We start from the raw sequence: 20,074 nt of genomic DNA, 5'->3' as shown, positions 1-20,074 counted from the left end.
TCCCACATTCTGCACCGGCACGAGGAGAGAACGTGTTCACCGTCCGACATCCGCGCCGCTTACGGCCGGTGCTCATCATCGCCCTGATGGCATGCCTGGCCGGGCTGTGCCCCGCGATCACCGGCCCGGCCTCCGCCGCGACGGCGACCGCGACCGCGACGGCGGCCCTGGCCGGGAACGCCGCCTGCGGCACCCAGAACGCGGCCCTCGGCAGGCCCGTCACCTCCTCCTCGACGGAGGGCGCCGGCACCCCGGCCGGTGCGGCCGTGGACGGCGACACCGCCACCCGGTGGTCGAGCGCGTTCAGCGACCCGCAGTGGATCCAGGTCGATCTGGGCGCGGCCCGGCAGGTCTGCCAGATCGAGTTGTCCTGGGAGACCGCCCACGCCCGTGACTACCGGCTCCAGATCTCCGCCGACGCGGCCACCTGGACCGACCTGGCGACCGTCACCGGCGGCGACGGCGGCACCGACACCCACACCGTGTCCGGCACCGGCCGCTACGTCCGCATGCTCGGCACCGCCCGCGCCACCGGTTACGGCTACTCCCTGTGGGAGTTGCGCGTGCACACCGGGCAGGACGGCACCGACGAGTGGACCGAGGTGTGGCGCGAGGACTTCAACGGGCCGGCCGGCGCCTCGCCCGCCTCGGACGGCTGGATCCTGCGTACCGGGACCTCCTATCCCGGCGGCCCGGCCAACTGGGGCACCGGCGAGGTCGAGACGATGACCGCCGACCCCGCCAACGTGAGCCTCGACGGCGCGGGACACCTCGGCATCAGGGCCGTCAGGGACGGCGCGGGCAGGTGGACCTCCGGCCGCGTCGAGACCCGCCGCACCGACTTCGCGGCAGGTCCCGGCGAGATGGTCCGCTTCAGCGCCCGGCTCAAGCTGCCCGACGTCGCATCCGGCCTGGGCTATTGGCCCGGCTTCCGCGCCACCGGCGCCGCCTACCGCGGCAACTTCAACAACTGGCCGGGCGTCGGCGAGACCGACATCATGACCAGCGTCAACGGCCGCGACGAGGTCTCCGGCACGCTGCACTGCGGCACCGCGCCCGGCGGCGTCTGCAACGAGTACGACGGCCGCACCGGCGGACTGGCCACCTGCGGCGGCTGCACGACCGGATACCACGAGTTCGCGCAGGTCATCGACCGGACCAAGACGGATGAGGAGATCCGCTTCTACCTCGACGGCAGGCAGACCTGGATCGTACGGCAGAGCCAGGTCGGCGTGGCGGCCTGGCAGGCGGCCGTGCACCACGGCTTCTACCTGCGCCTCGACCTGGCCATCGGCGGCTCGCTGCCGAACGCCGTCGCCGGCCGGACCACCCCCTCCCCCGAGACCACCTCGGGCGGCGTGCTGAGCGCCGACTGGGTGGCGGTCGCCAGGCGGACCGGCCAGGCGCCCGCGCCGATGACCGACCCGCCGGTCCCGGCAGGCCCGAGCGTCGTCAAGGTCACCGGCGGTCAGGGGAACTGGCGGCTGACCGTGAACGGCGCGCCGTACCAGATCAAGGGGATCACCTACGGGCCGCCGCAGGCCGCCGCCGACGGGTACATGCGCGACCTGAAGGCCATGGGGGTCAACACGATCCGGCTGTGGGGCGTGGACGACACCCACACCCCGGCGCTGCTCGACTCCGCGGCCCGCCACGGCATCAAGGTCATCGTCGGTCACTGGCTCAACCAGGGGGCGGACTACGCGGGCGACAGCGCGTACAGGACGAGTGTGAAGAACGAGATCGTCGCCCGCGTGAACGCGCTCAAGCACCACCAGGGTGTGCTGATGTGGGACGTCGGCAACGAGGTCATCCTGACCATGCAGGACCACGGCCTGCCCGCCGACGTGGTGGAGCAGCGGCGGGTGGCCTACGCCAGGTTCGTCAACGAGGTGGCCGAGGCGGTGCACGCGGCCGATCCGAACCATCCGGTCACCTCCACCGACGCCTACACCCACGCCTGGACCTACTACAAGGCCCACTCCCCCGCGCTGGACCTGCTGGCCGTCAACTCCTACGGGGCCATCGACACGGTGCGCCAGGACTGGGTCGCGGGCGGGTACGGCAAGCCGTACATCGTCACCGAGGCGGGTCCCGACGGCGAGTGGGAGGTGCCGGACGACGTCAACGGCGTTCCCGACGAGCCGGGCGACCTGGACAAGGGCCGCATGTACGCCGACTCGTGGCGGGCCATCGCCGGGCACACCGGGGTGGCGCTCGGCGCGACCATGTTCCACTACGGCCTGGAGAACGACTTCGGCGGCGTCTGGCTGAACGTCACCCCCGGCGGCTGGCGCAGGCACGGCTACCACGAACTGCGTCAGGCCTACACCGGCCTGCCCCCGGCGAACACCCCGCCACGGATCACCGCGATGACGGTCGGCTCACCGACCGCGGTCCCGGCGGGCGGCGCCTTCACCATCGACACCAGCGTCTCCGACCCCGACGGCGACCTGATCCGATACCACGTCATGCTCGGCGACAAGCACATCACCGGCAACCGCGGCCTGCGGCACGCCCGCTTCACCCAGCCCGCCCCCGGCCGCCTGTCGGTGACCGCGCCGGAGCGGCTCGGCGTGTGGAAGGTGTACGTGTACGCCCACGACGGCCACGGCAACGTGGGCATCGAGCAGCGTTCGTTCCGCGTGGTGCCGCCCACGGTGAACGGCGTCAACGTCGCCCTCGGCAGGCCGACCACGGCCTCCAGTCACCAGGCCACCGGCGACGGCGGCCCGTTCACGCCCGGCCGGGCCACCGACGGCAGCTTCACCAGCCGGTGGGCCAGCGAGTGGTCCGACGCCCAGTGGATCCAGGTGGACCTGGGGGCCGTCACCGCGATCAGGCACGTCCAGGTGGGGTGGGAGGAGGCGTACGCGCGGGCGTACCGGCTGCAGGGTTCCACCGACGGGACCACCTGGACCGACCTGAAGGTCGTCGGGAACGGCGACGGCGGCTTCGACGGCTTCGACCTGAACGCCTCGGCCCGCCACGTACGGCTCGCCCTCACCCAGCGGGCCACCGCCTACGGCTACTCGTTGTGGGAGTTCGGCGTCTACCGGTAAACGGGTTGCCGCCGCTCCACCCGGGAAGATCGAATGTCCCGATGAGCACGGAAAGCAGCCTGGCGCCGCCGGCCCCCCGCCTCGCCCGCCTACGGTCCCGCTGGCTCGCCGCCGCGACCGCCGGCCTCGGCGACGACCCTGGGGTGGCCGGCGCCGCCCTGCTCGGCTCGCTCGGCACGGGCCGTTTCGACGACTGGAGCGACATCGACCTGCTCGTGGTCGTGGACGACGCGCGCCTGGACGACTACGCGGCGCCCGCCGCCCTGCCCGCCGTCCCCGGCACGTTGACGGCCGTCTTCGACGCCCGCCAGAACGGGCCGCGCGGCACCAGGGCGCTCAGCCTCAACTACGTCGTGGACGGGCTTCCGCTCTGGGTCGACTGGCACGTCCACCCGGTCTCGCGGGCCGGCTGGGCCGCCGACAGCGAGGTCATCCTCGACCGGCACGGCTTCGACCGGTTCCCCGCCACCTTCGCCGAACTGCACGGCGGCGGCGAGCCCGAGCCGCCGATCCCCGCATCGCCCGTCGAACGGCGGCCGGCGCTGCTGGGGATGATCCCGATCGCGGCCAAGCGGATCGCCCGCCGCTCGCCGGACACGCCCCGGATGGTCACCCTGGTCGGGGGTCCCGACGCGCCCGGCGCCTCCTGGGCGGAGCAGGTGGCCACGCTGCGCCGGCTGCTGGGCGAGTACGCGTCGTTCGGCCCGCCCGCGTACGTCGCCGCCGCGCACGCCCACCTCGACCTGGTGGAGCAGACGTTCTCTTAACGAGTGGCGGAACCCGGCCGGCTGATCACGGAGTACTCGTCACGGGTGATCGCCAGGACGCGCACCGGCTGCCCGGTGGCCGGGACCTTGGTCTCGCGCTCCTGGCGCATGCCCAGCTTCGTCATGACGCGGGCGGAGGCGTGATTGTCGACGTGGCAGATGCTGATGACGCGGTCCAGCCCCGCCTTGACGAAGCCGTAGCGCAGCGCCGCCGTGGCCGCCTCGGTGGCGATGCCGCGGCCCCAGTGGGTCCGTGCGAGCCGCCAGCCGATCTCCACGGCCGGCAGCACCTCGGGCAGGAAAAGGGGAACCGTCAGCCCGGTCCAGCCGGCCAGTTCGCCGCTCTCGCGCAACTCCACGGCGAATATCCCGAAGCCGCGCTCCTCCCACCGCTGCTCCATGGCCGTCAGCGTGGCCGCCGTCTGCTCCGCCGTACGGACGGAACCGTCGCCGATGAAGCGCATGACCTCCGGATCCCCGTCGATCGCGGCCAGCGCTTCCAGGTCTTCCTCGCGCCAGCGGCGCAACACCAGCCGCTCGGTCTCCAGCATCATCCGATCCCCCTTGGTCTAGGCGACGACCGCGAGCAACGTCGTGATCGCGGCGGTCAGTTCGTGGTCACCGCTCCGCTTCGAGCGGGCGCGGGCCTCCTCGATCGTGATGCCCCTGCTCGCCAGCCGCCAGAACGTGTCCTGGTCCATCGAGACGCGCGCGGCGGGTTCCCCGCCCGCCATCGTCATCCGCCACCGGCCATCCTGCCGGACCGCGCTCCACTGACCGCCGGCCGGCCCCACCACCTCCAGGCGGGCCACCGTGCCGTCGGGGCGGTGGTGCTTGCCCAGGGTGAACGGCAGGGCCCGGGCGAAGACGTCCAGCACCGGCGCCATGAGCTCGGGCCCGGTGGCCCCCGGCCGGGAGACGGCGTCGCGGATCTGCTGGTGGTGGACCCAGAACTCGGTGTACTCGCGGCCGATGTCGAGCCAGGCGGGGCTGTCGATGTCGGTGGCGGCCCAGGACACGTTCAGGCCGGCGGGCGCGTGCAGGTCGCGGGCCGCCCAGAGGGCGTCCAGGTCGGGTCCCAGGTGTTCCAGCAGGTCGGTGAGCAGGCGCGGGCTGAGCTGACGGCCGGCCCTGACGAACTCGTCGTTGGTACGGGCGAGGTAGGACGGCAGCGTCTCGTCGTCGGCGAAGACGGCCCCCGCGTGCCCGTCGCGGCCACCCGACAGGCGCCGCAGGTAGTCGTTGAGCACGTGGCCGGCGACGTCGTGCACGTCCCACCCCGGGCAGACGGTCGGTTCCGCCCAGTCCGCCGGATCCAGGGCGCGCAGAAGCGCCAGCATGGACTGGCGTTCGACAGGCAACATGGGGCGGACGTCGATGGCGGGACCGAAGATCGTCATGCACCGACCGTACCGAATCAGGAGGCGGCGGCGTTCCATGCCCGGGATGCGGAAAATCTGTTGCGCGGGCCGGACGCCGTTGCCAGGATCCCGCCATGCCTGCCTTCTCCGCGCACGACGGGACCGAACTCGCCTACCACGTGCGTGGCGCGGGCCCCGCGGTGATCTGCCTGCCCGGCGGCCCGGTCCAGGACACGGTCTACCTGGGCGACCTCGGCGGCCTGTCCGCGCATCGCCGGCTGATCCTGCTGGACCCCAGGGGCGCCGGACGGTCCGCGGTGCCGGCGGATCCCGCTTCGTACCGGTGTGACCGGCTCGTCGATGATGTCGAGGCGTTGCGCGAGCATCTGGGCCTTGACCGGTTCGATCTGCTCGCGCACTGCGCGGGCGCGAACCTCGCCGTCCTGTACGCGGCCCGCCATCCGCGACGCGTCGCCAGGCTCGCCCTGATCACCCCGAGCACCAGGGCCGTCGGCCTTCCCGTCACCGGACAGGACCGGCTCGGGATCGCCCGGCTGCGCGCGGACGAGCCCTGGTTCCCCGAGGCGTTCGCCGCCCTGGAGGCGATCCTGGCCGGCGAGGCCACCGCGGACAGGTGGCGGGCCGTCACTCCCTTCGTGTACGGGCGCTGGGACGAGGCGGTGCGGGCCTACGACGCCGGCCAGGAGGAGCATCGCAACGACGGGGCCGCGGCCTTCTGGGGGGCCGATGGCGCCTTCGATCCGGAGGCCACGCGCGCCGCGCTGGCCGCGTTCGGCGCGCCGGTGCTGGTGCTGGCCGGGGAGGTGGACATGAACACGCCTCCGGGCGTCGCCGCCGGGGTCGCCGCGCTGTTCCCGGCCGCCGAGTTCGCCGTCCAGCAGGGGGCGGGGCATTTCCCCTGGATCGACGATCCCGGCCGGTTCGCGGCGGCGACGGCGGCGTTCCTGGGCTGAGCCTGCGCACGTTCCGGTCAGAGCGGCGCGGGCCATGAGTGTGGCGATCGCCTCCACGTCGCCCGGCAGCGCATCCCCGATCTCCATCATGATCACCGCCCTGGGTCAGGTGGCGGCGACCCACTCGTCGACCAGCGCGCAGAGCCGGTCCAGGGCCTCTTCGACGCGCTCGCGGCCGGCGGGCCGCCTGCGCGGCTGATGGCCGGTGCCGGGCCGGCTCACGGCCCGGCCCGGCGTTCACCCCTAGCCCTGCGGCGGCTCCGCCGGGCAGCGGGCGCCCTGCGCGGGCACGGTCCCCGAGATCAGGTAGCCGTCCAGGGCGGCCGTGGTGCACTGGGTCCTGCCGTAGATGCCGTGGCCCCAGCCCTCGTACGTGAACAGCCTGGCCTTGGAGCCAAGCTGCTTGGCCACGTTCGCCGACCACGCGTACGGCGTGGAGGGGTCGTGCAGGGAGGTGGTCACCATCAGCGGAGTGCTGCCCTTGTACCGCAGCCGGTGTTGCGGGTTGGTGACCGGGTGGCCCTGGCAGATCGGCATGTCGCCCATCGGCATCGGGTTGTAGCGCATGTCCGGGGCCACCGCGTTGGCGCCGCTCATCACGCCGGCGTACTCGTTGTAGTTCCGCAGCGCCAGGTTGTGGTCCTGGCAGAGGATCGCGGTGGGGAGTTCGGCGGTCGGACCGTGCACGGGCGGGTTGCCCGGAGGGCCCGGCATGTCATCCGGCACCGGCCCGCCGTCCAGGGCGTGCAGCACCTTGGCCGCCAGCCGCCAGGTGGGCCCCTCGTTCATGGTCACGCCCAGCCATCTGAGGTTGTGCGCGCTGATCTGGGCGTCGGGGACGGTCGGCCAGTACAGCTCGCCGCGATCCGCCTTGTCGAGCAGTTTCTTCCACAACGCGCGGACGTCGCGCCCGTGCAGGACGCACTCGGTGTCCTTCTCGCACCAGGCGACGAACTCGTCGAAGGCGTCCTGGACGGCGGCCGCCTCGCTCACCTGGAACGCCTTGACGCTCAGGCTGTGGTCCATGTTGCCGTCCAGCACCATGGCCCGGATCCGGTCCGGGAACAGCTCGGCGTACATCTGCTGGGCCAGCGTGCCGTAGGAGACGCCGTACGAGGTCAGCTTCTCATCGCCGAGCGCCGCCCGGATGGCGTCCATGTCGCGCGCCACGTTGACCGAGTCGAGGTGGTCGTACAGGGGGCCGGTGCGCTGGCGGCAGTCCGCGTGCAGCTTCTTGTTGAAGGCGATCCACTTGTCGTAGTCGGCCTGGCTCTTCATGATCGGGCTCGGCATCTCGTTGAACACCGGGCCCGAGCAGGTCACCGGGCCACCGCTGCGGGCGACGCCACGGGGGTCGTAGCTGACGATGTCGAAGCGCCGCTGGACTTCCGCACTGAATCGGGAGGAGCGGTAGATGTCCTCCACGCCGGAGTTGCCCGGTCCGCCCGGGTTGGCCAGCACGGATCCGATCCGCGCGGCGGGGTCGGTGGCCTTGCGCCGGGCGAGGGCCAGGTCGATCGTGCGACCGTCCGGCTTGGACCAGTCGATCGGCACCCTCACCGTGCCGCACTCGACGGAGGGCTCCTCCTCACACGGCTTCCAGGCGATACCGGATTTGCCGGCGGCACCCGGGGGGTTCTCACCGGCCACCGTCTCGTCGGCCGCACAGGCCGCCGTGGCGGACAGCACCGTTGCCACGGCGGCGAGAGTGGTGACGAGCAGGGAAGTTCTCTTGGGCACATCGTTCCTATCGTTGATCGGCGGGCCGGGCCGCCCGCACGGCGCACGATCGGCCCCGACTCCCACCGACAATCAGCCCAAAAGGGGAGGCTGGGGCCGATCGTCCACCCAATCAGCACATGGAGGATAAATGGTAACGATGACGAGATTAGTAGCCAAACAGGACTTTCAGGGGATGAACCGCACATGACGGCATCCGGGCAACGCCTCACCGCGTTCGGCAACCAGCTCATCGAGGTGCACCTCTGGTTGCGCGAGGAACTCACCGCCCTGCGCGAGAACGTCGACGCCCACCTCGACGGCGGCCCTCGTCCCCGCGATCTGCGGGCCCACTGCCTGAGCTTCTGCTCGGCGCTGAACCGGCACCACACCGGCGAGGACGACGGGGCGTTCCCTGCCCTGGCCGCGCGGCACCCCGGGCTGGAGCCGGTGCTGGAGGAGCTGCGCCGCGACCACCTGCTGGTGGAGGACTCCCTGCGACGCCTTCAGGCGCTCATCGACGGCCTGGACGAGGAGGATCCCGGCGAGGTCCGCCGGGAGATCGACACCCTGGCCGCGCTGATTGAGACGCACTTCGTCTATGAGGAGAAGCGGATCGTCTCGGCGCTGAACGAGCTGGACGTGCCGGGCTGGAACCGTACCAGGCCGGGTTTCCTGCTCACCGGCGACGCGGCACAGACCCCGGACGGACGCTGATCCCCCTTCAGGGTCGCGGCGGTGCGGCGCCGAGCAGGTCGAGCACGGCGCGCACGGCCGGGGTCACGGTGCGTACGAGTGCGTGGGTGGTCCTGGTGATCTCGGTCGTGCGGATCGGGCGCAACACGACGCCGTCGGGCACGCCGATCACCGTGGCGACCAGTTCGGGCACCAGGCTCGCGCCCAGCCCTTCGCGGACCATGCGCAGGACCAGCGCGTAGTCGTCGGCCGTGTGGATGATGCGCGGGTGGAAGCCCGCCAGGGCGCAGGCGCGGTCGAGCATCTCGTGGTCGCTGGTGCCCCGGGAGCCGGCGATCCACGACTCCTCGCGCAGGACTCGCAGGTCCACCTCGCCCGCCGCGGCGGGGTGGCTCTCGGGCAGGGCGAGCAGGAGGGGTTCGACGCCGAGGAAGTGCCGGGTGATCCCGGCGGGCGGGTCCTCGGGGATCAGGTTGTAGGTGAAGGCGATACCGAGGTCGCAGTCGCCGCCGCGCAGGGCCTCGGTCGTCTCGCGCGGCTCGAGCTCGCGGATGATCACGTACAGGCCGGGGTGGCGGGTCCTGGCCTCGGCCATCGCGGGCAGCAGGCGGTGCAGGGCGGCGGTGGCGAAGCACGCCACCCGTACGGGGCCGCGCGGCGTCGAGGCGGAACGGAGATCCTCTCGCGCGGCGTCCAGCGCGTTCAGCACGATGCGGGCGTGCCCCAGGAGCCGCTGCCCCTCGGCCGTCAGGCGGACCCGGCGGCCGGCCCGTTCGAACAGGGCGACCCCGGCCTCCCGTTCCAGCACGGCGAGCTGCTGCGAGACGGCCGAGGAGGTCATGCCGCAGACCTCGCCCACGGCGGTCATCGTCCCGTGCTCGGCGAACTCGCGCAGCAGCAGCAACCTGGTCGGATCCAGCATCAAGCTCATCTTACAGATCGGCGCAGCATTACTAAGTGGACGTTGCCGATGCCGGGACACGAAACTGCGGGAAACGTTAAGAGAAGGAGTTTTGAGGATGCTGACCGTCGTTGAGGTCCCGCAGTGGCAGGGGTCGCGCTCGCCCACCGCGCCGAGGCTGGCCGAAGGCGCCTCCCGGCTGGCCGCCATGGTGCCGGAGGCCCGGCACGTACGGGTCGCGACCGGCGAGACCCTGGCCGAGACCGCCGACCGCGTACGGGCGGCGCTGCCCCGCGACGGCTTCGTCGTCACGGTCGGCGGGGACTGCGGCGTCGAACTCGAACCGATCACCGCCGCGCTGCGCCGGCACGGCGACCGCCTGGCCGTGGCCTGGTTCGACGCCCACCCCGACATGAACACGCCCACCACGTCGCCCGGCGGCGGCTTCCACGGCATGATCCTGCGCACCCTGCAGGGCGAAGGCCCCGCCGACCTGGTGCGCTCCCCCACGCTGCGCCCGGACCGGATCGCCCTCGCGGGCGTGCGATCGTTCGACGCCGCCGAGACCGAGCACATCGGGCGCGCGGGCATCGGCGGCCTGTCCGGCATCGCCGAGGACGCGCTCCTGTACGTCCACGTGGACGTGGACGTCCTGGACGGCATCACCTCCGTCGGCTACCCGGAGCCGGACGGCCTGTCCGCGGAAGAACTGATCGGGTCCGTCGCCGCGCTGGCGGCCCGGCACGAGATCATCGGCCTCGGCACCACCGAGTACGCGCCCCGCGACCCGCGCGACGAGGAGTTGTTGCGCCGGCTCGTCCCCGAACTCGTCCGGCTGTGCCGCCTCTCCGGCCCGTGGCAGATCGAGCGGCGCGCCGCCAACGGCTGGCCCGCCCGGCACGCCGAGGAACGCGACGGCTGGCTCCTGCGTCACACGCCGGGTGTGCCCCGCAGGCGCTGCAATTCCGCGCGCCCGCTGCCCGGCGCGTCCCCGTCCATCGAGGCGCTGGAGTCCTACTACGCCGAGCGGGGCGTGCCCGCGATCGTCCAGGTGACCCCCTCCGCGTATCACGGGGAACTCGACGCGCTCCTCGCGCGGCGCGGCTACACGCGCGAATGCGACACACTCGTCATGACCGCCACCACCGACGCCGTGCCGGACGTCGCGGGCTCCGCGGGGGTTGAGGAGATCGACGACCGGGAACGCTGGGCCGGGCTGTTCGAGACGGTCAGCGGCGACGCCGGCAACATGGACGTCGCCGGCCATCTCACGGCCAAGGCGGTGCTGCTGGCCAAGGACGCCGCCGGTCTCGGGCTGGCGGTCACCGAGGACGGCTGGACGGGGCTGTTCTGCATGGCCACCTATCCCGGCCACCGCCGCCGGGGCGTGGCGCGGTCCGTCCTGGCCGCCGCCGCCCGCTGGTCGGAACGGCACGGCGCCACCCGCCTGTACCTGCAGGTCGAAGCGGACAATCAGCCGGCCCGCGCGCTCTACGAGAGCGTGGGGTTCACCACGTCGCACGAGTACCACTACCGCCGGCAGGGGTGACGGGTGCCGGTCCATCGCACCGGCCCCGGCGATTGACACGGAGCCGATAACGGGACGACTGCAGTGAAATCGGTGGGAACCCACCGAGTCTTTGTGACGTCCAACCAGAGCTAGCGTGCGCGCCGGACATTCGCACCCCGTACAGCGGTGCCGGCGCGGTGATCAGACCTGTTCGTCTTCGAGAATCGACGCCAGTACAAGCAGCCCTCGCCCTCCACGTCCCGGTGATCGCCGTGGCGCTCGTCGCCGTGCGCCGGTTCGCCGCGCGGAGGGCCCATGTCCCCGATCCGATCCCACCGACCCGATGTGGAGGACAGGTGACGCCCATGACTTCCGGCCAACCGCACGAAAGACGGCAGGCCCGCCGCGAGCGGGTTCCCCGGCAACTGCTCAAGGTGGCGGCCGTCGCGGTCATCGCGACGACCGGCCTGACCGTGACCGTGACGGCCTCGGCGGCCACCGGCACGCCGACGCCCACGGCCACCGAGACGCCGACCGCCACCCCGACCGTCACCCCGACCGAGACTCCCACGGAGGTCCCGACCGAGACCCCGACCGAGACTCCGACCCCGACGCCCACCGAGACCGTCACGCCCACGCCTCCGCCCGGCATCGACGCCCTGTCGCCGATCAACCCGTGGGGGTACATCGGCACCATGCACGGCGAGTTCACGACGGCCACCAAGGACGGCTGCGGCACCGCCACGCTGCTCACCCAGACCGGCCAGGTGACCACCGTCGCGGCGGACTCCCTCACGGTACGCAGCCATGACGGGCACGAGCAGGCGTACACGATCGACGAGGCCACCCAGCAGCCGGTGACCTTCCGCGACCGGAACCGGGGCAGGAACGGGGATCGCGAGCGGGAGGCGGAGGAGTCGCAGATCGAGCAGGACGACTGGGTGGCGGTGACGGCCAGCACCGACGGGCAGACGGCCAGGGCTCTCTACGTCGTCGACCTGTCGCAGCCGCTGCGCCTGCACCCGCGGAGTTACAAGGACTGGAGGCGCGCCAAGCAGTGGTGGGCCGCCGTCGTACCCAAGTGGCAGACCCCGGCCCCGTGCCCCACCCCGACGGACACGCTCACCCCCACGCCGACCCCGACGGACACGGTCACGCCGCCTCCGACCGACGTTCCGACGGACGTCCCGACAGAGGTTCCGACCGAAACCCCGACCCAGACGCCGACGGAGACCCCGACAGAGACACCCACGGTAACCCCGACGGCGACGCCGGCTTCCTGAAACCTTCTCCGGGAGGAGAACGGACCCGCTCCGTCCGCATCGTCAGAGCGCCAGGAGTTCGGCGATGGCCTCCGCGAGCGTGGGTCGCAGGTCGAGCACCTGGTCGAGCCCGCGCTGGCGGAAGGCCGCCCGCATCAGGTCCCCGACCCCGCACACCAGCGCCAGTCCCCCTGACGCCCGTGCGTGGTGGTGCATCGCGAGCAGGACGGTCAGCCCGTAGGAGTCCGCCGAGGCCAGGGCGCCCAGGTCGATCGCGACCCGCGGCCGCGCCCTGGCCAGTGCGGCCTGCAGCAGCGGGCAGGTGTCCATGTCGAGCTCTCCGCCGACGCTGACCACGGTGACGCGGGAGTCGAGCTCGGCCTCGGTGATGCGCAGACGTTCCGTCACGCGCGCGCCCAGGTGATCATCGTCACGACCCTATCCGGATCACGGCGGCGACATGCCGACCGGCCGCGCAGGACCGAGCCACCGATCGAACCAGGCGCGGGTACGCCGGAGCACGTCGAGCTGGTGAGGGCGTTCCCGGATCACGTGGCCTTCGCGGGGGTAGACGACGAACTCGTGCTCGACCCCGTGGCTGCGCAGCGCGCGATGGAAGTACGTGGCCTGGCCGACCGGGACGTTCGTGTCGTCCTCGCCGTGCAGGATCAGGACCGGCGTACGGATCCTGGAGGCGTGGGAGATGGGGCTGACCCGGTCGTGCGGGTGCGGGCCCGCGCCCTCCCAGCCGCAACTGCCGCTGAGCCCCGCCTCCAGGGTTCCGCCCTCGCCGGTCGCCACGAGCATCCCCCAGTCGCTGATGCCCGCGCCCATCACCGCCGCCTTGAAGCGGTCGCTCTGCCCGATCGCCCAGGCGGCCATGAAGCCGCCATGGCTCCATCCGCCGATCCCGAGCCGGTCCGGGTCCGCGACCCCCTCGGCGATCAGCAGGTCGATCCCGGAGACGATGTCCGTCCACTCCGCCCCGCCCACCGCCACCCGCCACCGCCGCCGCGAACTCGTGCCCGTGGCCTTCGCCGCCCCGCGGGTTCGGCAGGAACACCGCGTACCCCCGCGCCCGCCAGCCACTGTGCCGACGGGATCACGCCCAGCGTGAGCTGGTCGGCGTACCGGGCGTAAGGGCCGCCGTGCACCAGCGTGACCAGCGGGTACGGCCCGTCGTCGCGGCTCTTCCCCGGGGGCAGGATCAGCAGCCCGTCGAGGCCGAGCCCGTCGGAGGCCCGGTACGACAGGCGCTCCTGCCGTCCCCAGGTGATCGCGCGCAGCTCCGGCCTGGTGTCGCTGAGCGGGGATAGCGGGCCGGCCGGCGGGCCCGCGTGCACGTTCATCGGCTCGTACGCCGTGCTCGCCAGCACCGCCACCACCGGCTCCCGCCGCCCGCCCGCGCTGAGTGAGCCGGCGAAGCCGGGTCTCATGGACAGCCGCTCGAACCGCCGTGTCCCGGGATCGAGGCGGCAGATCGCGGTGTCGAGCCCGTCGGCGAACAGCGCCAGCGGCGGCCCATCGGGAACCTGCGCCAGACCGGACGGGCAGACCGTCATACCGTCGGTCAGATTACGAGCCGCCACCAACCCGCCAACCTCCGCCGCCCTCGCGGCCCCCACCTCCGCCGCCGACTCCGCCTCCCTCGCGGCCCCCACCTCCCTCGCGGGCTCCGCCTCCCTCGCGGCCCCCACCTCCCTCGCGGGCTCCACCTCCGACACGACCGCCACCTCCGGCACGGCGAGATCGAAGACCGCACGGCCACCGACGGGACCGGGTGGCGTCGTCGCCAGATAGCACAGACGCCAGCCGTCCTCCGTGCGCCACCAGACCGGCGAGCACGCCTCCGGTTCCGTCTCCCCCAGATCCCGTACCCGCCCGGTCTCCACGTCCACCACCTGCAGCTCGCAGACGAAACGGACGGGATCCGGAACGGGACCTGCCCAGCTCAGCACCGCGAGCGCGCCACCGTCCTGGCGCTGCGCCAGCTCGGCCACATGCCTGTCGCCGAGCCCGTCCACCACCCGCATGCGGCCGCTGTCCAGATCGAGCAGCCACAACCGGCCGCACGGCTCCTTCTGCCCCCATACCCACACGTCGTCACCCTCGTCCCGCCCGCGCCCATCCTCCCCGGCAGGTTCGTCGGCGGCGACCACCGCGACCAGCCGCCCGCAGGCGAGCGGAAGGTGGTCGTCGATCCCGCTCCCCCAGGAGGTCAGCTGCTCAGGCTCCCCGCCCTCCAGCGCGACGCGACACAACTGCGTGCTCCCGCCCCGATCCGAGAGGAAGAACAACCCGCACGAGTCAGCCGCCCAGCGCGGCAACCGGTCCCGCACTGTGCTCACCGACACCCGCCGCGGCGGCACGCTCCCGTCGGCCGCGGCCACCCAGATCGCGCCGCTCCCCCGCTCCGCCCGCCTGCCCATCGCGGCGACCACGTACGCGACCCAGCGCCCGTCAGGCGAGACCACCGGATCCAACGGCATGTCGATGTCCACGACCAGCTCGGCCGTCACCACACCAGCGTTCATGAGCTCCCCGTGGATCGGCGGCGCAAAACCGCCATCATCTCACGCACGCGATCACGTACTCGACCGCAGGAACTCCACACACGCGATCACGTATCCGACCGCCGGAACCGCACACACCCGATGTCCGGCCGACCGCCACGACCCCAGCCGCCGGCGTGCGCCCGCGGCGAACGATCAGTCGCCGACCGGCATGAGCAGCGGCCGTTTGGCCATACGCCCGTCCCCGGACGAACGCCCGCGCAACCGCCGTCCGATCCACGGCCCGGCGAACGACGTCAGCCACCGCACCTCACCCGCCACCGTCCGCAACCGGCCAGGCGGCGGCAGCGCAGGCAGCGGGCGCATCCACGTGTCGTCGCTACCCGGCAGCTCCAGCGCGTGCGCCATGGCCGCCGCGATCATGGCGTGCCCGACCGGGCTGGCGTGCAACCGGTCCCGGCACCACATGCGCGCGTCGGTCACCGACACCAGCGGGAAGGTGTCCACCAGAGTCACCTCATGCCGGGCGGCCGCCTCACGTACGTACTGGTTGAACGCCAGCAACCGAGGTATCAGCGGCCGGGCCAGCGGCGCGATCCGCCCGATGTCGGGGAACGTCACGGTCACCACCCGCGCCCCGGCCCCGGTCAGCGCGGCGAACATCTCCTCCAGCACCCCGCTCACCCGGGCCGCGTCGAACCCGGGCCGGATGAGGTCGTTCATCCCCGCCATGACCGTTACCAGGTCCGGCTGCAGCTCCAGCGCGGCGGCGAGCTGCTCGTCACGCACCTGCGCCGCCAGCCTCCCGCGCACCGCGAGGTTGGCGTACAGCAGTCCGGGATTGTCGACGGCCAGCCGCTCGGCGAACCGGTCGGCCCACCCCCGATACCCGATGACGTCGTCCCCGTCGCCAAGCCCCTCGGTCTGACTGTCCCCGAGCGCGACATACCGTACAAACGCCATCAGACCTCCCAAACGATTCCTTATGATGCCGTTGCGCGGTGGTCATGCAGGTCAACAGATAGCCGCCGCATCGAACGCTGTCCAGAATCGCGCGGAAAACCCGGACTGTCCATAACTGCCGATCTCCCGCCCAACTGGGGTTGCGAGAAGGGCTCGGTCTTCGTTCGTTACGGTCAGATAGGCCAGGCGAAGGAGCGCAGCGGATCATCCTGCCGTACAAGCTCCGTCTAATCTCGTACGCCACGCGAAGCCCCCGCAGAGTCACGACCTGGGCGGACGTATTCGGCAGGTGCAAGGTCGTCACCTGCACGGCCGAAGAGCCGCTGGGTCAGTCACCGTCGCGTGGTGTGTAGAGCATGATCCAGTGGTCCCGTTCCGGGTCGTGGAGCATCTCGATGTCGAAGCCCACCCAGCCTCGGGTGGGAGAGCGCATGTGCTTGACCGCGGATCGCAAGGCGCCGACCTCGCCCCGCCCCCAGTGCTCGCAGAAGTTCGCGCTGGTCGCGGTGAGCTCAGCGTGCAGGGCTTGAAGGTATGAGTCATCGGGGTAGCGGCTGAGTGCCGTACGGAGTTCTGCTGCCGCGACCCGCGCGAGTTGTTCCGCGCCTTCCTCGCTGAGCAGGTCCGGGAGCGCCGTGGTGGTGAAGGCTTGGTAGACGATGTTGCGAGCGAATCGGCCGGTGGCAGCCGAGAGCGGAGCGAGCAGTTCGGCGGCGGCCACGTTGCGAGCCAGCAGGTCCAGGCGGCCATCATGCACGGTGACCGGCATCGTGTCGTCCAGACCTCGCAGCAGTCGCAGGAGCCCTGGACGGATCGTGGCGTCGGGCGACTCGGGTTCGGGGGCCGGCTCGCCGATGAGCCGGAACAGGTGGTTTCGCTCCGGGGCCGAGAGTTCGAGGGCTCGTGCCAGGGCAGTGAGAATCTCACGGGAGGGCCGCGGCGCCCTGCCTTGTTCGAGGCGGATGTAGTACTCCACGGAGATCCCGGCGATGTCGGCCAGTTCCTGACGTCGTAGCCCCGGAACTCGCCGCCGTGATGCTCGCACGTTTCCGGACGGTTCTGGTGGCGTCATCGCGGCGCGGCGGCGCCGCAGGTACTCCCCGAAGTCCGTCCGATCGCTGCCAGGCATGTGCACCATTCTGCCCCGGATCATCCCGTGCCGTGCCGAGCTGTGTACCCCCGCCAGTACCAGGCTCAGCGAGGTCTTCCTCCCCCGGACGACGTGGCGCAGATTCGTACCGTCCGTCGAATCGACGACGATGCATCGCCCGGACGGGCGACAGCCGATCCTGACCGAGGAGTCTGCATGACCAGCACGGCGTGGACGTTCACCATCCCCCAGGAGCGGGTCCAAGACTTCCGTGACCTGCTCGCCGACCTGAACAAGGATCTGTCCGGGCTCGCCGAACGAGCACGGGACGTCGGATACCACCGGGAACGGATGTGGCTCCAGCCCAATCAGGACGAGAGCGCCGAGTTCATCGTCTACCTCGAGTTCGACGAGGGCGTGGACCTGGCGACGTTCACCGAACGGCTGCTCGCCTACGACTCGGAGTTCACACGGTGGTGGAGACCCCGCTTCGAGTCATTCGGCCTTCCGAAGTCATTTGGTGAACCACTGCTGACCTGGGACGCCATCGACTGAACAGCGGTTACTCACCCGAGGGCAAGACCGCCCGGCCGACAGCCCATGACACACAGAGAGAACTCACACGTGACCGAAGCCACCCAGACCATCGTCATGACCGGTGCCACCCGGGGCATCGGCCTCGAAGCGGCACGAGACCTCCTTCGGCGCAGCCCCGAAACCCACCTCGTGGTCCTCGGGCGAGAGTCGTCGGCCGCACGAGTCCTGCCGCAACTGCGGGAGATCTCACCGCACGTCTCGACGGTCAACGTGAACCTCGCCAGCAAGGCCGGCATCGATACCGCTGCCGCGCACGTGGAAGACCTCCTGGACGCAGGCGAGCTGCCTGCGATGAAGGGCATCGTCTGCAACGCCGGAGTTCACCTTTCGGACGCCTTGCGGACCAGCGAGGACGGATACGAGCTGACCTTTGCCGTGAACGTCCTGGCTACTCACCTGCTGCTCCGGCGGCTCCACCCGCATCTCGAGGCGCCCGGGCGCGTCGTCGTCACTGTCAGCGACGCCCACTTCGGCGACCTCCGGCACACGGGCGGCACGATGCCCGCGCCTCACTGGAAAGGGCCGGAGATCGTCTCCAGGCCGGGCGCGTTCGACCGCTCCGAACGTGTTCGGTCGGGCGGCCGTCGCGCGTACGTGACGAGCAAGCTCGGCGCCATCCACCTGGTCCATGAATGGGCCCGCCGCCTTCCTGACGGGATCGACATCCTCGCCTACAACCCGAGTCTCGTCACCGGAACCGGACTCGCCCGAGAAATGGGCGGCTCCGCCCAGTTCATCATGAAGTGGTTCATGCCCATCCTCGAGGTCACGCCGCTGGTCGACACCCCGCCGGTCGCCGGGCGCAAGCTGGCCGACGTCATCCTCGGAGTCACGGACGCCCCGACCGGGTCCTACATCCACCGCACCGCGCCCGCGAGGTCCTCCGCCGAGTCCTACGACGCCGACCGGGAGCAGGCCCTCTGGGACTGGATGGAGCAAGCATGACACCCAGGAGGCCCGGTAGCAGACTGGTGGCTTCGTCTGGAAGCGGGCGGGGTGGAAGCCCTGCGCCACAAGCCCTGCGGTCCGCCCGTATAACGCGGAGCCTGCGACGTCGCTACCCAGCCGCTCTTCGGGGTGGGACGAGGAAGTGCCGAGCCTCTCGAAATCGGCCCTCCCCTGCCCGGTGACCTGCGAAAGTTCGTCGCGGAGCGTTGTGTTCTTGCGGGACTCCGCCAGGGCGAATCGGCTGGTTGTCAGACATCGAGCGTGATCTGCCCCGCCCCAGCCAAACGTGGAACGGCCCCTCGCTGACCGGGGCGCGCGCGGGTTGCGACGTGGAGCTCATCCGTGAATGATGATCGCCAGCTCAGGCGAAAGGAGCCCTGTGGACTTCACAATCAGATATGAACCCGCTCCCGACGAGGTGGTGCGGGCGTTACGTCAAAGTCTCAAACGACAACTCGTTATGGTCTATCGGATTTTGCCCTCGGTCTTGGTCGTGTCAGGACTCGCCTGCATTTGGGCCGACGCCGTCTTCTTGGGTGTGGGAATGCTCGTCGCAGCGCTCGTGGCTCCCTCTGTCGCGACCTGGGCGTTACGCCGGATCGCCGCGCGACAGCTCACCTACATGTGCGTGCCGACGACGATTCGGGTAACCAACGACGGGTACGAGTGCCGAACCGACCAGTACAGCACCACCATGCAGTGGTCCATGTTCGGCGAAGTCGCGACAACTCCAGAGTTCTGGTTGTTCTTTGTGAACAGGCAGCCTGCGGCGTTCCTCCCCAAACGCGCCTTCGACAGCGAGCAACAGGCCGAACTCAATGCTTTCCTGGCCGCACGGCATAATGCAGACGCCTCCTGAGCCGGCTCCCACCTCATGGCCACGTCACAAGATCTGCGGCAAAGCCCGCTTGCTCGTACTCACCTCTGCACACCCACCAGTACGCCGACAGCCCTGGCATCTAGACGCCCATCTCCATAACCGAAGACGACCCTTCGCGTCAGTCAACGGACAGGTAAGAGCGCGCCATACGTGGTACCGCGTGCTCTTTGCGTATGGACGCTTCCGATGACGCTCCTCTGAAGCCGATCTGAATGCGGCACGTGCAAGGATCAACCCAGCCAACGGAGGACCCGTCAAGCCGGGCTCCTCCCGCGATTCGCATCACCTTCAGGAAAGGCCGACACAAAGGGGGCTGGAGCATGCGTCAACGCTTGTCACGCAGGCACCTGGTTCGAATGGCCGGCGCGCTGGCGGCGGCGGCCGGAATTGCCGCGGCGTCGGGTGCCCCGGCGAACGCAACGTCATTCGCTGAGGCGGCCCAGGCGGCGAGTTGGAGCCGCTGCAACGACATCTCCGGATCACCGCTTTGTATCTCCGTGACCGGTAACCTCAACGCGAATGCGACTGTCAGGGTCTCGTACACCAAGAACTCCGGCCCTGAACGCTTTGTCGGACTGTACCTCTCCGCGTGCGGCAGTCCCCAGGGGCTCGTCGCGCAGGGAACCGTCGGGCCGGGCGACACGATAGCCGGGAGCAGGGTCAGGTACATCTACTTCAACTCCTGCTGGGTAGGGCACATGCGCATCGGCAATACCCAGTGGACCACCGGCGAGTTGCTCACCCGGTAACTTCCGGCGCCCGATGACCGAGGCCAGTGCGGGCGCGCCGGGGTGTTGGTGTCGCTGGTGAGCAGGCTCGATGTGGCGAAGG

At 70.9% G+C, this 20,074-nt stretch carries 19 protein-coding genes; 10 read left to right on the top strand and 9 right to left on the bottom strand.

The genetic code is table 11. The features are described 5' to 3' along the window. The first annotated feature begins 32 nt into the window (after positions 1 to 32). Both AB0I81_RS24385 and AB0I81_RS24380 read left to right on the top strand, forming a co-directional pair. Positions 33 to 3,062 carry a discoidin domain-containing protein gene (locus AB0I81_RS24385; RefSeq protein ID WP_360660331.1) on the top strand — a complete coding sequence of 1,010 codons (3,030 nt, stop codon included), beginning with the start codon at positions 33 to 35 and terminating at the stop codon, positions 3,060 to 3,062. Between the two features lie 41 nt (positions 3,063 to 3,103). After that, entirely contained in the window at positions 3,104 to 3,829 is a 726-nt protein-coding gene (locus AB0I81_RS24380) for a nucleotidyltransferase domain-containing protein (protein ID WP_360660328.1), read from the top strand. Here AB0I81_RS24380 and AB0I81_RS24375 read toward each other — a convergent pair. Together AB0I81_RS24375 and AB0I81_RS24370 are read right to left on the bottom strand one after the other, a co-directional pair. Continuing rightward, positions 3,826 to 4,383: a GNAT family N-acetyltransferase gene (locus tag AB0I81_RS24375; protein WP_360660325.1), complete on the bottom strand. Its 558-nt coding sequence runs from the start codon at positions 4,381 to 4,383 to the stop codon at positions 3,826 to 3,828. The two genes, AB0I81_RS24380 and AB0I81_RS24375, sit on opposite strands and share 4 nt — an antisense overlap. A 15-nt stretch (positions 4,384 to 4,398) precedes the next feature. Beyond that, positions 4,399 to 5,229 (bottom strand): maleylpyruvate isomerase family mycothiol-dependent enzyme, encoded by an 831-nt coding sequence (locus tag AB0I81_RS24370; RefSeq protein WP_360660322.1) that lies wholly within the window; start codon positions 5,227 to 5,229, stop codon positions 4,399 to 4,401. A gap of 95 nt (positions 5,230 to 5,324) precedes the next feature. On the opposite strand from AB0I81_RS24370, the gene AB0I81_RS24365 reads away from it, so the two are divergent. After that, a complete protein-coding gene (locus AB0I81_RS24365; protein ID WP_360660319.1) occupies positions 5,325 to 6,164 on the top strand; it encodes an alpha/beta hydrolase in 840 nt (279 codons plus the stop codon). Positions 6,165 to 6,407: 243 nt separating this feature from the next. On the opposite strand, the gene AB0I81_RS24360 is transcribed toward AB0I81_RS24365, so the two are convergent. After that, positions 6,408 to 7,904 (bottom strand): alpha/beta fold hydrolase, encoded by a 1,497-nt coding sequence (locus tag AB0I81_RS24360; RefSeq protein ID WP_360660316.1) that lies wholly within the window; start codon positions 7,902 to 7,904, stop codon positions 6,408 to 6,410. Between the two features lie 186 nt (positions 7,905 to 8,090). Here AB0I81_RS24360 and AB0I81_RS24355 point away from each other — a divergent pair, with 186 nt between their 5' ends. Continuing rightward, complete coding sequence (locus AB0I81_RS24355) at positions 8,091 to 8,600, top strand: hemerythrin domain-containing protein (protein WP_360660314.1); 510 nt, start codon at positions 8,091 to 8,093, stop codon at positions 8,598 to 8,600. A 7-nt stretch (positions 8,601 to 8,607) separates the two neighbouring features. Here AB0I81_RS24355 and AB0I81_RS24350 read toward each other — a convergent pair whose 3' ends face one another. After that, complete coding sequence (locus tag AB0I81_RS24350) at positions 8,608 to 9,501, bottom strand: LysR family transcriptional regulator (protein WP_360660311.1); 894 nt, start codon at positions 9,499 to 9,501, stop codon at positions 8,608 to 8,610. 97 nt (positions 9,502 to 9,598) lie between these two features. On the opposite strand from AB0I81_RS24350, the gene AB0I81_RS24345 reads away from it, so the two are divergent. Together AB0I81_RS24345 and AB0I81_RS24340 are read left to right on the top strand one after the other, a co-directional pair. Beyond that, positions 9,599 to 11,029: a GNAT family N-acetyltransferase gene (locus AB0I81_RS24345; RefSeq protein ID WP_360660308.1), complete on the top strand. Its 1,431-nt coding sequence runs from the start codon at positions 9,599 to 9,601 to the stop codon at positions 11,027 to 11,029. A gap of 326 nt (positions 11,030 to 11,355) precedes the next feature. Continuing rightward, positions 11,356 to 12,273: a hypothetical protein gene (locus AB0I81_RS24340; RefSeq protein WP_360660305.1), complete on the top strand. Its 918-nt coding sequence runs from the start codon at positions 11,356 to 11,358 to the stop codon at positions 12,271 to 12,273. A 42-nt stretch (positions 12,274 to 12,315) separates the two neighbouring features. On the opposite strand, the gene AB0I81_RS24335 is transcribed toward AB0I81_RS24340, so the two are convergent. The 5 genes from AB0I81_RS24335 to AB0I81_RS24315 form a co-directional block, all read right to left on the bottom strand. Next, complete coding sequence (locus tag AB0I81_RS24335) at positions 12,316 to 12,660, bottom strand: STAS domain-containing protein (protein ID WP_360660302.1); 345 nt, start codon at positions 12,658 to 12,660, stop codon at positions 12,316 to 12,318. Positions 12,661 to 12,699: 39 nt separating this feature from the next. After that, positions 12,700 to 13,245 carry a prolyl oligopeptidase family serine peptidase gene (locus AB0I81_RS24330; protein ID WP_360660299.1) on the bottom strand — a complete coding sequence of 182 codons (546 nt, stop codon included), beginning with the start codon at positions 13,243 to 13,245 and terminating at the stop codon, positions 12,700 to 12,702. Further along, complete coding sequence (locus tag AB0I81_RS24325) at positions 13,197 to 14,786, bottom strand: S9 family peptidase (RefSeq protein WP_360660296.1); 1,590 nt, start codon at positions 14,784 to 14,786, stop codon at positions 13,197 to 13,199. Before AB0I81_RS24325 ends, AB0I81_RS24330 begins: the two co-directional genes overlap by 49 nt. Positions 14,787 to 14,960: 174 nt before the next feature. Continuing rightward, a complete protein-coding gene (locus AB0I81_RS24320; protein WP_360660293.1) occupies positions 14,961 to 15,728 on the bottom strand; it encodes an SGNH/GDSL hydrolase family protein in 768 nt (255 codons plus the stop codon). Positions 15,729 to 16,056: 328 nt separating this feature from the next. Next, positions 16,057 to 16,857 (bottom strand): helix-turn-helix transcriptional regulator, encoded by an 801-nt coding sequence (locus AB0I81_RS24315; RefSeq protein WP_360660290.1) that lies wholly within the window; start codon positions 16,855 to 16,857, stop codon positions 16,057 to 16,059. 177 nt (positions 16,858 to 17,034) lie between these two features. Between AB0I81_RS24315 and AB0I81_RS24310 the strand changes: the two genes are divergently transcribed. The 4 genes from AB0I81_RS24310 to AB0I81_RS24295 all read left to right on the top strand — a co-directional run bounded on the left by AB0I81_RS24310 (position 17,035) and on the right by AB0I81_RS24295 (position 19,992). Next, positions 17,035 to 17,373, top strand: a complete 339-nt coding sequence (locus tag AB0I81_RS24310; protein WP_360660287.1) for a hypothetical protein — start codon at positions 17,035 to 17,037, stop codon at positions 17,371 to 17,373. A gap of 96 nt (positions 17,374 to 17,469) precedes the next feature. Then, positions 17,470 to 18,360 carry an SDR family NAD(P)-dependent oxidoreductase gene (locus tag AB0I81_RS24305; RefSeq protein WP_360660284.1) on the top strand — a complete coding sequence of 297 codons (891 nt, stop codon included), beginning with the start codon at positions 17,470 to 17,472 and terminating at the stop codon, positions 18,358 to 18,360. 382 nt (positions 18,361 to 18,742) lie between these two features. Further along, on the top strand, positions 18,743 to 19,222 hold the full coding sequence (locus tag AB0I81_RS24300; protein ID WP_360660281.1) for a YcxB family protein: 480 nt from the start codon (positions 18,743 to 18,745) through the stop codon (positions 19,220 to 19,222). 377 nt (positions 19,223 to 19,599) lie between these two features. Then, positions 19,600 to 19,992, top strand: coding sequence for a hypothetical protein (locus AB0I81_RS24295; RefSeq protein WP_360660278.1), 393 nt, complete (start codon positions 19,600 to 19,602; stop codon positions 19,990 to 19,992). Positions 19,993 to 20,074: the final 82 nt, after the last annotated feature.

It is taken from the genome of Nonomuraea sp. NPDC050404 (assembly GCF_040655495.1).
GTDB lineage: Bacteria > Actinomycetota > Actinomycetes > Streptosporangiales > Streptosporangiaceae > Nonomuraea.
This window is presented reverse-complemented; position numbering and strand designations above follow the sequence as displayed.